Genomic DNA, 15,295 nt, shown 5'->3' on the forward strand with positions numbered 1-15,295 from the left:
TTATATGAAACTAGAATATTTTAAGAAAGGCTGATGGTATGAGGCTGTTATTAATTGATCGCGATCCAACCGATCTAGCAGGAATAAAATGGTTTTTACATACATATTTCCCAGGGGATGTTTTTATTGAAATGTGTACAAGTATTTCAGAGGTGTCTCAAAGCATTCGACAATTTGAACCAGACGCCATACTGTTAAATATCGATTTATTTCCCAATAATCGCTTAGCTGCTCTTCATCGCGATTTACAAAAGCTTTCCGGCGCCATTTTAGCAATGACAACAGAACCATTATTTAAAAATGCACTGAAGGCTATTGATTTACAGGTAGCACATCTTTTTGTGAAGCCTATTGATTTAGAGCTATTAAAGAAAAAACTCACAGCCATTTCTCTTCGCACACCACAGGTTACAGAAGATGCGCAGGAGGCTACAAATGATTCCTTTTATAATCAATTATTTTTAGATAGTAAATCTAGTTCAATTGAGACAACGATACATTTCACAATGATTGAACCCGAGCATACAGAAACCTTCAATAAGCTTTACAATTGGCTTCAACAAACACCGATTCACTTCCATATGAAAACATATCCTCTATCTAATAGCATCGTATGTCTTTTTCAAACAAATGATATAAGGATTGTAGAAAAAGATGTACGTACACTTATGAAGGAATGGCGTGTGATTAGTAATAGTTCTTTAAATATTGGGATATATGATGGAACACCTACAACCATTAAAAATATGTATACATTAACAAAGCGTGCACTACATCAAAGTTTTTACGAAGGCTTTGGCCATATTTTTTATGCGAGCAAACAATATGAGACTCAGCCCTTTGACCCCTTACTAACACCAGAAGAACAACAATTACTAATAAGTAGTTTGGAAGATGGAAACCTAGAGGCCGTTAAAACATTTTTATATCGGCTTTCTAATGAAGGCATATATTATGAGCAAGATGATTTACGCATTCATCTGACGAGTGTCTTAGCACAAATTAGACGCTTTATGCTGAAATATAAATTACATGAAAAAGCGGTTATCGAACAAAACTACCGTCAGCTATTTCACTTAATCATTGAGCATCCTATATTTTATACAATACTCAATGGGATTATTTCTTTCACGCAGACATTAATTGAGTTAGCAAGGGAAGCTAGAATAGAGAAACGAGCTGACTATGTTGAACTAGCTATAGAAGTAATTGATCAACAATTTAAAGATAGCGCACTGTCTCTTCCCTTTGTCGCTCATAAGCTTGGAATAAGCCCCAATTATTTAAGTACGATTTTCTCAAAAAAACAAGGCTTGCCATTTAAGCGCTATTTACAGCAAGTAAGAATTCATCACGCCACAAAAATGCTGCTAGAAACAGATTTTGCTATTAGTGAAATCGCTCATTTAAACGGTTTTGATGACCCAAATTATTTCATAAAATTATTTAAGCAACAAATTGGTATTACGCCTAACCGATATAGAAAAAATTAAAAGATTGATTAAAATAATTTTCAATTAGTTCATTTTATTTTCAATAAAGATTTTTATCATACTGTCATTATCTTGATCTTAATGTGACAATTATCTATAAAATTGAGATTAAATAAAATAAATTAAAGCTAAAAACTATGTATAATTCGCATGTCTAGCGCATATATTTATAGTTTGTACTTAAATATAAAAATTCTTTAACGATAATTATTATAATGTACTAGCAATTCTATTTTATATTTGTTATAGTTATAGACGAAGAGTTTGACTCACATTTTTTTCAGGAGGTAAACTAATATGACAAACGCAAATGATCGTAGCCGTCGATTTACAACAGCAGGTGGTGCTCCAGTAGTAAGTAACCATGACTCTATGTCAGCAGGTCCACGTGGCCCTCTTTTACTTCAAGATGTATGGTTAGTTGAAAAATTAGCAAATTTCAATCGTGAAGTAATTCCAGAACGTCGTATGCACGCAAAAGGCTCTGGTGCATTTGGTACTTTTACTGTAACGCATGATATTTCACAATATACAAAAGCGAAAATCTTCTCAGAGATCGGCAAGAAAACTGAAATGTTCGCACGTTTCTCTACAGTAGCTGGTGAGCGTGGTGCAGCAGATGCAGAGCGAGATATTCGTGGCTTTGCCCTTAAATTCTATACAGAAGATGGAAACTGGGATTTAGTAGGGAACAATACACCTGTATTCTTCTTCCGCGACCCATTACACTTTACAGATTTAAACCACGTGGTAAAACGTGACCCACGTACAAATATGAAAAATGCCAACTCTAACTGGGATTTCTGGACTTCATTACCTGAAGCACTTCATCAAGTGACAATTGTTATGTCTGACCGTGGTATTCCAGCTGGTTACCGCAATATGCACGGATTTGGTTCTCATACGTATAGCTTTATCAATGCTAATAATGAGCGTGTGTGGGTTAAATTCCACTTCCGTACAGAGCAAGGCATTAAGAACCTAACTGGTGCTGAGGCTAATGAGATTATTGGTCAAGACCGTGAATCTTCACAACGTGATTTATATGAAGCCATTGAAAAAGGCGATTTCCCTAAATGGAAAATGTACATTCAGGTAATGACAGAGGAGCAAGCGCGTGAGCTACCATACAACCCATTTGATTTAACAAAGGTATGGTATAAAAAAGACTTCCCATTAATTCCTGTAGGTGAGTTCGAGTTAAACAAAAACCCGGACAACTACTTTGCAGAAGTTGAACAAGCTGCATTTGCACCATCTAACATTGTTCCTGGCATCAGCTTCTCACCAGATAAAATGCTACAAGGTCGTATCTTTGCATATGCGGATGCACAACGCTATCGTCTTGGTGTAAACCACTATATGCTTCCTGTCAACGCACCAAAATGTCCATTCCGTACTTTCCACCGCGATGGAGCAATGCGCTTTGATGGCAATCTTGGTTCGACATTAAGCTATGAACCAAATAGCTATGGCGAGTGGGAGCATAATTTAGATCATAAAGAGCCTGAATTACGCATTGATGGTCATGTAGGTATTCATGATTTCCGTGAAGACGATAATAATTACTTTGAGCAACCAGGTAAACTATTCCGTCTATTGACTGCGGAAGAGCAACAACGCTTATTTGAAAATACAGCGAATGATATGGCTTCTGTTGAAGAATTTATCAAACGCCGTCACATCCTTCACTGCTATCTAGCCGACCCAGCATATGGTGAAGGTGTAGCAAAAGCGATGGGTCTTTCATTAGAAGGTATGGACCTTACAAACCCATATGTAAAACAACCAACAAACGTTTAATATCCACTTAATTATTGATATCCAAATCCAACTTATACTCCATGTGAATCCACTATTCACATGGAGTTTTTTGATAAAGAAAAGGCCTATGTCTATATTTTGACATAAGCCTTTTCTTTCATTATTGGTAAATTTGGCTGCCTGCTTTTTTAAACTCCTCAGCCTTTTCCTTCATACCTTGATGGATCGCTTCAGTCGTATTTAAATCCTTATCTTTAGCATAATTACGAATATCCTGTGAAATTCTCATACTACAGAATTTAGGCCCACACATAGAACAAAAGTGTGCTGTTTTTGCTCCCTCCGCTGGGAGTGTCTCATCATGATATTCCACTGCACGCTCGGGATCTAGTGACAAATTGAATTGATCACGCCAACGGAACTCAAAGCGCGCTTTAGACAGTGCATCGTCTCGTTGTTGTGCACCTGGATGGCCTTTTGCTAAATCAGCAGCATGTGCAGCAATTTTATAAGTGATAACGCCCACACGAACGTCCTCACGATTCGGTAAACCAAGATGCTCTTTCGGTGTCACATAACAAAGCATCGCTGTACCAAACCATCCGATCATCGCTGCTCCAATGGCTGAGGTAATGTGGTCATAACCTGGAGCAATATCTGTTGTGAGTGGTCCCAATGTATAGAAGGGCGCTTCCTTACAAACCTCTAATTGTTTGTCCATATTTTCTTTAATCAGATGCATTGGTACATGACCCGGCCCTTCAACCATCACCTGAACATCATGCTTCCAAGCAATTTGCGTTAGCTCACCTAATGTTTCAAGCTCTGCAAATTGTGCCTCATCATTGGCATCTGCAATTGAGCCTGGGCGTAAACCATCACCTAAGGAAAAAGCAACATCATAGGCTTTCATAATTTCACAGATTTCCTCAAAGTGTGTATACAGGAAATTCTCTTGATGATGATATAAACACCACTGTGCCATGATAGAGCCCCCACGAGATACAATGCCTGTTACACGATTTGCTGTAAGTGGTACATAGCGTAAAAGGACGCCTGCATGAATGGTGAAGTAATCCACACCCTGCTCAGCTTGTTCAATGAGGGTATCACGATAAACCTCCCACGTTAAATCCTCTGCTACACCATTTACCTTTTCTAAAGCCTGATAAATTGGCACTGTTCCCACTGGCACTGCAGCATTTCGAATAATCCATTCTCTTGTTGTATGAATATGTTTACCAGTCGATAAATCCATAATATTATCTGCACCCCATCGTGTTGCCCAGGTCATTTTCTCAACTTCTTCCGCAATGGAAGAAGTTACAGCAGAATTCCCAATATTAGCATTGATCTTCACGTGGAAATTACGTCCAATAATCATCGGCTCTGCCTCAGGGTGATTAATATTAGAAGGCATTATAGCACGCCCCGCTGCAATTTCTGAACGGACAAATTCAGGTTCCACATTTTCGCGAATCGCTACAAACTCCATTTCAGGCGTTATAATCCCATTTCGTGCATAATGAAGCTGTGTCACATTTTTACCCTTTTTAGCACGTAAAGGCTTTCTTGCTAATCCAGGAAAGATATTTTCATGATTACGTGGGTCATCTGCACGACGAAAGCCATTATCCTCTGGTTTAACGGCGCGTCCCTCATATACTTCTACATCCCCTCGCTCTTGAATCCATGTATTTCGTAAGGCAGGTAAACCTTTCGTAATATCTACTTGGTAGGCTGGATCTGTATAGGGTCCACTCGTATCATATACTCGAATAGGAGGATTTTCTTCATTTCCAAAACTGCCTGTTGTCGGACTTAATGCAATTTCTCGCATAGGTACTAGAATATCTGGGCGTGATCCTTCCACATATACTTTTTTGCTTCCCTCAAAGCTGGACATAATGGTCATATTCTTTTCACTAATTGCTGACATGAGCTACTTCTCTCCCTTAAATTTATTTTGATATAAGGACCGATTCTAGCTCACCCCAACAATCTAAAAAATAAAGGCCGAATCCAAAATAATTATTTGGATCCGGCCACGAATGTAAAGGTCTATTGATTGCATACTCTGCAATAGCTTCTTAACTTTCCCACGCTGGTATGAGCCAGATCAGGTCCAAAGGGTCAAGAAACTTCGTAGCGTTTCCCTCTCAGCCTGACTCATCAGACTCCCCTAGTTAATACTATTTAGTTTGATGCTAGTGTAGCAGATAATACTAAGAGATGGAAGTTATTTTTTATCTTTCTAGGTAAATAATACTTCCGCAAAATATATCACAATGGTTACAGTTATACAGCTTACAATTGTTGAAAATAAAACTGCTTGCGCTGCTGTTGCAGATTCTACATCATATTCTAATGCTAGACTAGAACTATTACGAGATGTTGGAAAGGCACTAGCTATAAACAGTGATTGTGCGACGACTCCATCTAATCCCAATACATAAATAATGGCTAATGCAACTGATGGTCCAATAATTAATCGCGTAAAACAGCTGATAAAGACAGTTTTATTAAACATTGATTTCATCTCTAGTTGTGATAATTGCGCACCTAATGTAATTAATGCCACAGCAATAAATCCATCTGCCACATGTTCTACAGGTATTTTGATAAATTGTGGTATACCGATATCAAAATAGTTCATAGCGACACCTATAATCAGCGCATGAATAATGGGCATTTTAAAGAAATCCTTAATGATTGTCATACCCGATTTTGTAGAAGAAATTAAATTGTATAAACCATATGTATACGTAGTCATATTTTGAAAGATTACGAGCATGACCTGAATGGCTACTCCAATAGGTTGCGTGGCAAAAATCATTTGAGCCACCGGAATACCATAATTACCTGAGTTAATAAGCACCACACTATTTTTAAAGACAGCTGCCTCTGTTCTAGCTAAACCGAGCCCTTTCGCCATAAAATGACTGAGTATCATTTGACTACCGATAAAGAGTACAATAAATAATCCGACCTCTCCCAGTACAGATAACTCTACATGCGTTTCATATAAATTTACAAAAACAGCTGCTGGCATAAAGCAATATGTAATAAGCTGAGATAATGCTTTTAAATTAAAGCGAAATTTCTTTTGTAGTATAGCGCCTATTACAAGTAACACTAAAATAGGTACAACAATTTGAAAGAAAATCATTCCGAGATACATCATATCAATGTCCCCCTTCCAGTGTTAATAGTAGTGTCGAATTCCTTCTAGGTCAATTTCTCTGACTTTCACAATAAAAGAAGACTGCCTCTATAACGAAGGCAGCCTTTCCCTTTAAGCAAGCTTAAATCGATTTACAACCTCTTGTAGCTCGTTTGAAATATCGTTCATATTTTGAATAGACTCTGCTACTTTTTGTAATTCTGCTTGTTGATCCATTGCGGAAGCACTTACTTGTTCCGCAGAGGCTGCTGTTTGCTCTGAAATAGCCGAAATGCTTTGGATAGCCATGATTGCCTGATTTTTATGCTCTAACATACTAGATAATTTATTCATTAATTCACTAATAGAATTGGCAATTGAACCTGACAAGTCACTGCTATCTTTAAATGCTAGTTGCGTGCTTTGTACTGACTCATTTTGTGATTGCATTAAATCTGCATTAGATGCAATAACAGCAACCGTTTGCTGAGAATTTTCAAGAATGCTTTCTACCGTACTCTTAATAATTTCTGTTTCATTCTTAGATTGTTCTGCTAGCTTTCTAACTTCCTCTGCTACTACAGCAAATCCTTTACCATGTTCACCAGCACGTGCTGCCTCAATACTTGCATTTAAAGCTAGCAGATTAGTCTGCTCGGTAATGCTTTGGATCGAAGCAATGATCTGATTAATATTGGCAATATTAGAAGCTAATGATTCTATTTGCTGCTGGATACGCCCATTCATCTCATTTGTCTCCATATTACGCACTCTTAAACTTTCAACCTCATGCAATCCTTTTTCCGTTGTTACACCTGTTTTATGAGATAGCTCATCCATTTCATTGGAAAGGGACGTAATGGCATCAATCTGATCAGATAAATCCATCATCCGATAATTTGTTTCTTCTGTATCCTCTGATTGCTTCGAAGCTCCCTGTGCAATTTCGTTGATAGCTACCGAAACCTCCTGACTAGAAGCAACTACCTCATTAAATGCCTCATTTACCTGATTAGAAGATTGGTTCAATAACCTCGTAGAATTTAGAACGGTTTGAATTGCACTATTGGTTTTATCCAACATATTATTATAGGCCACAGCCACTGCTCCAATTTCATCAGGCTTAATATATTTCTCCTCTACCTTTTGTGTTAAATCCCCTTCGGCTGCCGTTTCAATCGATGTACGTAAAAATTTAAGTGGCTTTAACTGTTTAAAGATGAATAACACACTTGCAACTGTCATCAAAATGACCATAATAATAGAAGCAATAATCGTAAATACAAATACATGATTATATGTCTCTAGGATCTTTGATTCAGCTAACACGACTTGAACAGTCCAAGTTTCGTCAATGCCCTCTAAAATCATTGGAGCAAAAACATTATATGCCTTTTCCTTCAGCTGATTAGAATCAGCGTACATACTTGTTAGTTCACCATTTTCCATTGTCTTACTAATACTTGTCCAAGTAGGATCCTCTTGCATATTGCGCCCAACAAGCTCTTCACCAAAACTGTTAGCTGTTAGCACACCTTTATTCGTAATAATTGCTGCGTAACCGCCTGCTGGGGCGTTCGATTTTGTTAAATCATTTAAAAAGTCTATTGATACATCCGCTGTCAATACACCGAAAAATGCTCCAGAAGCATTGATTAATGGCACCGAAATCGTTGTCATTAATACAGATTGCCCATTTACATTATAATCATAGGGCTCCGTCAAAACTGCACGTCTGTCTTCTTTTGGTACCCAATACCACTCAGAAACACTCTTATCATCAATACCTTCGATTTGAGCAGTCGTGATATCATTTCCGTTCTTACTTAAATAAGGTATAAAACGCTTGTTAGTATCTATTAAAGCAGCCTCAGTTGGTTCAAGAATAATAGAATTCTGCTCAAAGATTGCTCCTACCCCAAGAATGTCATTATTGTTAGCTAAATTATTTTCCATTATGTCTATAACACCTTTGGTAGACAACGTATTATTCTTCTCCATGCTTTCTATGATACGCTTTGTTGTTTGTAATGTCGTATTGGCTTTCTTAAAGCGTTCACTCATAATAGCTGCAGAGGATTCAGCTGTTTGCAATGTTCCATGCTCTGCGTCTTCAACACTTTGCTTTTTTATAATAATCCCCGTTATGACAGTATAGGATAAAAATAAAATGAGAAATAATCCTATTATAAGGGAAGAAAGTTTTAAGGCAATTCCTCTTGATTTTTTCATTACTAACACCCCCACTTTTATACTAATAATAATGGATGGATGATTGTATCACAATAAATTATTTAGCAAATAAAGTAGAAAACTTACAAAATTATAGAGAAAAATACCGATACATTGCCAATCATCATTTTTCAATACAAAGGACTAATGACTTATTTGAATTGAGATTAATAGTAAAACATTCTCTTCGAATTCTAAATTATAGAAGAATATGATATATTAACTATTAAATAGAATGATTGGAGTGACTCACATGAAAAATAAAGCGCTATCAACATTAATGGCCACGGCTATTACAGCGACACTAGTATTACCAATGTCTACTGCGAATGCCGCATCATCTCAAATTCAATCAAATTTATATGAGACACAGGTAGCAGCAGCAAAAAAGGTGATTGGTGAATCCGTAACGATCAAAAACATAACAAAAGATACTGTGATAACATCTAATGGTACATTTAGAGTTCAATCGGCATTAAAGCCCCTATTTGATACTTCAAATAAAACTGCATTAACAAATGCCCGGGCTACCATTGTAGTGAAAAATGGTCAAATTACGGACGTTACCTCATTAATATTAAACAAAGCAGGTACAAGCAAAAAATCTGTCTATTTTGATGGAGGTGATGCACAAATCTCTGGAGATCTTACTGTAAATGCAGACTATCTAAAGATTCAAGATGTTAGTGTGGATGGTCAGCTTTTCATTACAAACAGAGTAAAAAAAGCCCTTACACTTGATGATGTAGTAGTAGATGAAACAATTACATTAAAACCAATTGTAACGAAAAATGTAAGTTGGCTATACGTTACTTTAATCGATATGAAATCATCAAACATCAATTTGGAACGTACTAAAGTCAATATATCTTCTGACCAAACTCTTTCCAAAGTAGATGTAGTAGGTAAAGTTACATCTTTTGAAGCTATGTCTAATATAGAAAAGCTTACAATTGATGTTGCGAAAGATTTCAATCTTTATGGTGAGGGTAAAATAGAGCAAATCGTTGTAAAGGGCGGTACTAAAGTAGCTTTAGATTCAGGACATCTGGTAAACAATGTACAAGTAGACAATAAAAATGTCTCCGTGACACTACCTGTTATTGATAAAAAGGAACTTAATACACTTATCGCATCCCCACCATATGTACAAGTATCTGTAAACGGCTATGATATTTTAAATACGGACAAATGGACGACACAAGCAGACCGCACAGTGTTTGATTCTGCTGTAGCAAGTGCGAAGGCTGTAGCAAATAATTCAAATGCCTCACAAGAACAGGTGAAAAATGCCATCAATCAGTACAAAAATGCACTAGCAGTCTACCAAGCTGCTCAAAAGAGTGGTACAAAATATGGTTATGGCGATAAAGCTTCACTACAGTCTTTAATTAATTCTGTTCAATATGTTACGGTTTCTTGGGACGGATCAAATGTACCTTATAATTCGCCTTGGACTACTCAGACGGAAAGAAACGCAATCGAAGCTGCTGTTTCGTCTGCACAGTTAATTGTCAATAATTATTATGCGACTCAAACCGATATTGCCAACGCGATCAATAATTTAAACAATGCTATACGAACTTATAAAAATGCTTATAAGTATGGCACAAATGGTGGTTATAATGTCGAAAAATCTTATTTAGAGTCCCTTATCACTTCAGCCTATAATGACCTTGTTTCAATATCGTACAATGGAGATGGCAGTGATGTACCTTATTACTCAAAATGGACTTCCCAAAATGATTGGATCTATCTAAATAACTATATTGAACAAGCTAAATCTATTGTAAACAATTATTACGCAACTCAGCTTGAAGTCGTAAGTGCTTATAATAATTTAAACAGCGCATTGAGCTATTACAACTCTGCTAAACGTGATGGTTTATTACACTAAAAGAATTAAAAATTTTGACTAATTAAAGGCATCTATTTAAGACATGATATTTATCTGTTTCCAGCTTCTATACCAATCCTCAATCTCCTCACTTGGTTCCACTGCCAAATGCTCTTGAAGCGTCTTTTTTAACAGCCAGTATTGCTCCTCAACCGCGGCTGTATTATTCAGTAGATCGTAAAGCTTCATTAAAGTAAAATAGTTATCCTCTGCATCAGCGAATAATGCTTGCACTTTTTCCTGCACTTTTACGGCAGCAATGTAACTTTCATTTTTTATGTAAAACTCGCTTAGTTGCTGAGCATGGTGCAACCATAGTCTTCTCAAACGTTCTCTTTCACTTTCCGCCCATAAATAATCACAATCTCCTAAATAATCACCTGTATACATCTGGAATACTTGTTCATGTTCATCGACTGTTGTCTGTTGTATTGGAGGTAACAATTTTAAACGAGATAGCCATTGTTCTACATCCACCACAATATTTTCAACTACTAGTTTGTAGCCAGAACTTAGCAAAGGACTTGAAATTTTCACGCCCTCCACCCCATAGTTTTTTAATGTTTTCCTTATTGTATAAATGGCGGTATACAGTTGTTTTGATGCTTTATCAATATCAGACTCTGGCCAAAATAACTCTAGAATCGTATCACGGAAAATCATTTCATTTTTATGCTCTAGCATGTAAGCAAATAGTTCTTTAGCTTTGGAAGTTCGCCATTTAATTGGTTGTGTCCGACCATCTGGTAAAACAACATGAAGGCCACCAAAAAGCTTTATTACTGTTAGTCTAGGTTTAATTTCTTTTACTTTGTTATTGATTTGGTCTAGCCGTTCTAAAGTTTTTTCTAAACGTGAAATTTGTACAGGTTTTAATAGATAGTCGATAGCATGTAGATTAAATGCATCAATAGCATACTGATCAAAACCTGTAGTAAACACAATCTCAACATTAGGTACTATTTCTTGAATTTTTTCACCCAATGCTAAACCGTCCATATCAGGCATGACAATATCTAAAAATACAACATTTGGTTGTAGGATCTCTATATCTTTAAGTAATTCGAAAGAATTTGTGTATTCTCCAACTATTTCAATCCCCGAGACATTACTTTTTTCAAGCAAGGTTTTTAGTCTCGTTAATGGTAAATATTCATCATCCACTAGCACGATTCTCATCTATTCCCCTCCTTAAAAACTATTCCTTGTATTATTATCGTTCATTTTTTGAAAGAATTGATAGGGAACTGTTACTATTGAAGGAGAATAGAGCCTATTTGTCGAAATTTATTGTTTATGATAAAAAAGAAAATTTTCTCTAAAAAAATTACCGTAATTCTCGTTGCCGGATTGTTTTTTTGCTTTCTTACACTTCTACGTTTTATTTGGATGGATTTCACCAATACTGCAAAAGGAGTAGCTGCTACACAAGGGGCTATTGATTTAAGAGGAATTGATACTAACCATGATTTTAAAATTAAGCTACAAAAGGAATGGGAACTATACCCTAACCTACTCCTTGCTTCAGAAGGTGTTAAACCATATACACAAGATAAAATACCTCTACAATATAAAAAAACAGGCAATGTATTAACCTCACATCACCTGTTTTCTCACTATAATTCTATTATCTTTATCAATATGATTCCTAAAATTATGCCATTCTACTATAAATTTTATAACCACTATACCTATTCACCCAAAAAGGGCATAAAAAAATCCTAGGCTATGATAGAATTAATATACTACCAAATATTAGTTGGGTTACAGTTCTATATACATTAACTATTAAAATAGGAGGCTTCTCCAAGATGAAAAACAAAAAAAAATTAGTATTACTGTCTTTAGTGGCCGTTCCCTCCCTTCTTTACAGCACGCCAGCATCGGCTACTGAGATATCAAAGCCAGCCTACATACTTGCTAACTACAATGCTAATGTGGCGAATGTTGTACAACTAATTAACAATATTAACAATACAACAGCTACCTTCCAAACAAATTTAGAGGCCGCTTTAAAGGCTTATAATGCTTTAACGGGAACAGAAAAACAGTATGTCACGAACTATTCCACATTGTCATCACATCAGCAGACAAGAATTGCTTATCGAAAGCTTGCAGCACAAATTGAAGAGAAATTAAATTCTGTGGATTCTACATCCGCTAATTATTATCAAAATGTTAATGAAACAAGAGATTGGTATAATACCTTGAATGCAGCACAAAAAACCTTTGTAAGCGCATCTGCGCAAAAAATATTAACTTCCTATATTGCACCAAATACATCTGTTGAAAAGGTAGTCAATAAAATTCAATTGATTAATTCATCTCGTCTCTCATTCCATAAAGATGTAGCCGATGCCCGCGCAGAGCTTAATATACTGCGTAAGTTTTCTAATGCTTCTTTACCTGTAGGTATTGAACAGTTGTTACTTGATGCTGAACAGCTTGTTGTGAAGGATAAAGCGGCAGCTAAAGAAGTGGAAAACGCAATTGCAGCTTTATCACCAAAAACGTCTACAGCTCAGGATGTGCAGGCAGTCAAAACATCTTTTGAAGCATTAACACCTGTCCAACAGCAGCTTGTGCCAAACGTTTGGACTTTAGTGGATTTTGTACAAGGAAAACACACACTTCCTACAAAAGATAACATACCTAAAAAACCTGATTTATCAGATACAGCAGCTATTCCTGGGAAAACAACTGCAATGACAAAAAATAAAAATACTTATAGAGCCAAAATAAATGTAGCCACATCAGAAATTGACACGGAACGTTATATTCTAACAACAAAAGACAAAATGACCATCATCATTCCACCACTTTATACACTTGTCAATGAAGATGAAGGGGTAATGGATATTCAAGTTACAAAAAAGGCAAACCGAATTACACTTCAAGCTACATTGAATAAAAAACCAGTAACCTTTGATGCCAATATGGAAATCATAATTGAAGGTTTATCAGCAAATTCATCCATCGTTCGCTCAAACGATGTGGGTAAGCGAGTACCTGCCGATTTCATCATCAGTGGAAATCGTCATATTATCCAAACAACTACATCTGACACATTCCAAATCCTAAACAATTAAAATATAAAGCACTAAAGAAATACCAATGAGAAACGATGTTGGTTTCTTTAGTGCTATCTTTTCTCCGTTCAATTTAGAATTAGTTTGAAAGTCAATACTAGAACACCACCGAGTGAAGAACCCCAAAGAATAGTAGATAATATATATCCACTCATGGTCTCTTGCATTATTGGCAGTATATCGCCAACAGTCGCTAATAGTAAGGCTGTTGTTAATGCCTTATTCACACCAATTATATCTTCTGCTAGCATCTCCCAAAACGGTGCACCTCTACTAGATATAAACCTCGCAATAGTATATATGGAGCCTGCTAGCCCATTAGATAATTCAAGTATTATCATACAGCTTATTTGGCATAGATTAAGACAATCCCTACTAAGAAGTAAATACCTGCTATGATATTAGCTGCTTGTTACGCCATGTTGTTGTTTTTTCATGCATGGTTTCCTTCTGTATAGAACTGGGTTGTTATTGCACAAAACACTAACAAAAAGCATCCCTATCCCAGCTCCACTCATTAACAGTCCCATGACCGACCTCGTTTCTTAGGGTGCACTCCCAACACTGCAAGGAACAGTGTGATGGCAGCCCACCAGAAATTTGCAACAAACACCAATCCTATTAACCCTAAAATGACACAGGCTCCCCCTACTAACAGAACATTTTTTGCACCAATGTGTGTTGTAAAGCTCCAGAAAGACCTACTGTTAGTACATAACCTAAAAACAGCATTGTTCCTAAGTAACCAGATTGAATGGTTGTGAGACTCAATCCCTCCTGCATAAACGGCAATATAACGCCATAATGCCATGCGACCAAATCCCGTAGTTGTAACAATTAATAGCATTCCTGTTATGACAAACACCCAATAATTTTTCATCTTTAAACCCCTTTCATTAATCGAATCTTAGTCCTATGAAAGGTCCATTCTCCACCAATGGAAGGATACTTATACGGTAAAACGAATTTTATTTTAAAGTTGCAGTTAGATTTTTGGATAAACCTTAATGGCTCTTTTTCATTTTGTCCATTGTCCTAGGCCAAGGACTAATTTATGCTAGCCTATATCGATAATGATTATCATTTACGGAGGAAGAGACATGAAAAAATTAAAGCGACATATGCTCATTTATAGCCTATTATTACTGGTTAGTATCATACTAGCTGCTTGTGGTTCTACCAATGAAGAAACGAAGAAGGAAGAGACAACAACATCAGCATCAACAACTCGTGTTTATAAGGATTATTTAGGTCATGAGGTTGAAATTCCTGTAGATCCTGAGAGAGTGGTTTATCATGGAGAAGGATACGGTGATTTACTTGCATTGAATATCAAAACAGTTGGTGCTGGCTTCTCTTGGATTACAAATTACGCTTGGGAAGATCGCGTAAAAGATTTTTATGGCTGCAATGTTTCCCCTATACTGAGTATCCTATGACGTACATCTAATACCTTGATAGAAGCGTGATTCCAGAGTAAAAGGTGGTCTTCTATGTTCATGAGATTGTCCTCCTTTTTGGGTGGAGAGGTTTTATCTCCTTATATTTTAGAGATTACAAATGAAATATATTAAAAGATGTTGAGTATAAATTGAATAGAAAGCATTCTATTTATAATCTCTAATCAGTAATTTACTATAAAATAAAAACCGTCCTT

General features: G+C 36.4%; 12 protein-coding genes and 1 riboswitch. Of the genes, 6 read left to right on the forward strand and 6 right to left on the reverse strand.

Annotated features, from left to right (window positions below; translation table 11 throughout):
- Positions 1–38 precede the first annotated feature (38 nt).
- Both V1L66_RS21815 and V1L66_RS21820 read left to right on the forward strand, forming a co-directional pair.
- Positions 39–1,493: a helix-turn-helix domain-containing protein gene (locus V1L66_RS21815; RefSeq protein ID WP_333006764.1), complete on the forward strand. Its 1,455-nt coding sequence runs from the start codon at positions 39–41 to the stop codon at positions 1,491–1,493.
- Positions 1,494–1,790: 297 nt separating this feature from the next.
- Positions 1,791–3,296 carry a catalase gene (locus V1L66_RS21820; RefSeq protein ID WP_333006766.1) on the forward strand — a complete coding sequence of 502 codons (1,506 nt, stop codon included), beginning with the start codon at positions 1,791–1,793 and terminating at the stop codon, positions 3,294–3,296.
- A gap of 121 nt (positions 3,297–3,417) precedes the next feature.
- Here V1L66_RS21820 and thiC read toward each other — a convergent pair whose 3' ends face one another.
- The 3 genes from thiC to V1L66_RS21835 all read right to left on the reverse strand — a co-directional run bounded on the left by thiC (position 3,418) and on the right by V1L66_RS21835 (position 8,652).
- Positions 3,418–5,196 (reverse strand): phosphomethylpyrimidine synthase ThiC, encoded by a 1,779-nt coding sequence (thiC, locus tag V1L66_RS21825; protein WP_036075969.1) that lies wholly within the window; start codon positions 5,194–5,196, stop codon positions 3,418–3,420.
- Between the two features lie 140 nt (positions 5,197–5,336).
- Positions 5,337–5,451, reverse strand: a riboswitch (TPP riboswitch).
- A gap of 60 nt (positions 5,452–5,511) precedes the next feature.
- Complete coding sequence (locus V1L66_RS21830; RefSeq protein ID WP_036075967.1) at positions 5,512–6,441, reverse strand: AEC family transporter; 930 nt, start codon at positions 6,439–6,441, stop codon at positions 5,512–5,514.
- Positions 6,442–6,552: 111 nt separating this feature from the next.
- The gene (locus V1L66_RS21835) at positions 6,553–8,652 is read right to left on the reverse strand and encodes a methyl-accepting chemotaxis protein (RefSeq protein WP_333006770.1); all 2,100 of its coding nucleotides are present in this window, start codon (positions 8,650–8,652) and stop codon (positions 6,553–6,555) included.
- A 253-nt stretch (positions 8,653–8,905) separates the two neighbouring features.
- On the opposite strand from V1L66_RS21835, the gene V1L66_RS21840 reads away from it, so the two are divergent.
- Positions 8,906–10,549 (forward strand): hypothetical protein, encoded by a 1,644-nt coding sequence (locus V1L66_RS21840; RefSeq protein ID WP_036075963.1) that lies wholly within the window; start codon positions 8,906–8,908, stop codon positions 10,547–10,549.
- A gap of 36 nt (positions 10,550–10,585) precedes the next feature.
- Here the strand turns inward: V1L66_RS21840 and V1L66_RS21845 are convergent, their stop codons facing one another.
- On the reverse strand, positions 10,586–11,728 hold the full coding sequence (locus V1L66_RS21845) for a response regulator (protein ID WP_333006981.1): 1,143 nt from the start codon (positions 11,726–11,728) through the stop codon (positions 10,586–10,588).
- Between the two features lie 117 nt (positions 11,729–11,845).
- On the opposite strand from V1L66_RS21845, the gene V1L66_RS21850 reads away from it, so the two are divergent.
- Positions 11,846–12,274 carry a hypothetical protein gene (locus tag V1L66_RS21850; protein ID WP_333006980.1) on the forward strand — a complete coding sequence of 143 codons (429 nt, stop codon included), beginning with the start codon at positions 11,846–11,848 and terminating at the stop codon, positions 12,272–12,274.
- A gap of 86 nt (positions 12,275–12,360) precedes the next feature.
- Positions 12,361–13,638 carry a hypothetical protein gene (locus V1L66_RS21855; RefSeq protein WP_333006979.1) on the forward strand — a complete coding sequence of 426 codons (1,278 nt, stop codon included), beginning with the start codon at positions 12,361–12,363 and terminating at the stop codon, positions 13,636–13,638.
- Between the two features lie 68 nt (positions 13,639–13,706).
- Here the strand turns inward: V1L66_RS21855 and V1L66_RS21860 are convergent, their stop codons facing one another.
- Together V1L66_RS21860 and V1L66_RS21865 are read right to left on the reverse strand one after the other, a co-directional pair.
- Complete coding sequence (locus V1L66_RS21860; protein ID WP_258859420.1) at positions 13,707–13,889, reverse strand: hypothetical protein; 183 nt, start codon at positions 13,887–13,889, stop codon at positions 13,707–13,709.
- 400 nt (positions 13,890–14,289) lie between these two features.
- On the reverse strand, positions 14,290–14,475 hold the full coding sequence (locus V1L66_RS21865; RefSeq protein ID WP_409072235.1) for a hypothetical protein: 186 nt from the start codon (positions 14,473–14,475) through the stop codon (positions 14,290–14,292).
- Between the two features lie 263 nt (positions 14,476–14,738).
- Here V1L66_RS21865 and V1L66_RS21870 point away from each other — a divergent pair, with 263 nt between their 5' ends.
- The gene (locus tag V1L66_RS21870; RefSeq protein WP_333006978.1) at positions 14,739–15,077 is read left to right on the forward strand and encodes a hypothetical protein; all 339 of its coding nucleotides are present in this window, start codon (positions 14,739–14,741) and stop codon (positions 15,075–15,077) included.
- Positions 15,078–15,295: the final 218 nt, after the last annotated feature.

It is taken from the genome of Lysinibacillus sp. IITD104 (assembly GCF_036698265.2).
In the GTDB taxonomy this organism is placed as follows: domain Bacteria; phylum Bacillota; class Bacilli; order Bacillales_A; family Planococcaceae; genus Lysinibacillus; species Lysinibacillus boronitolerans.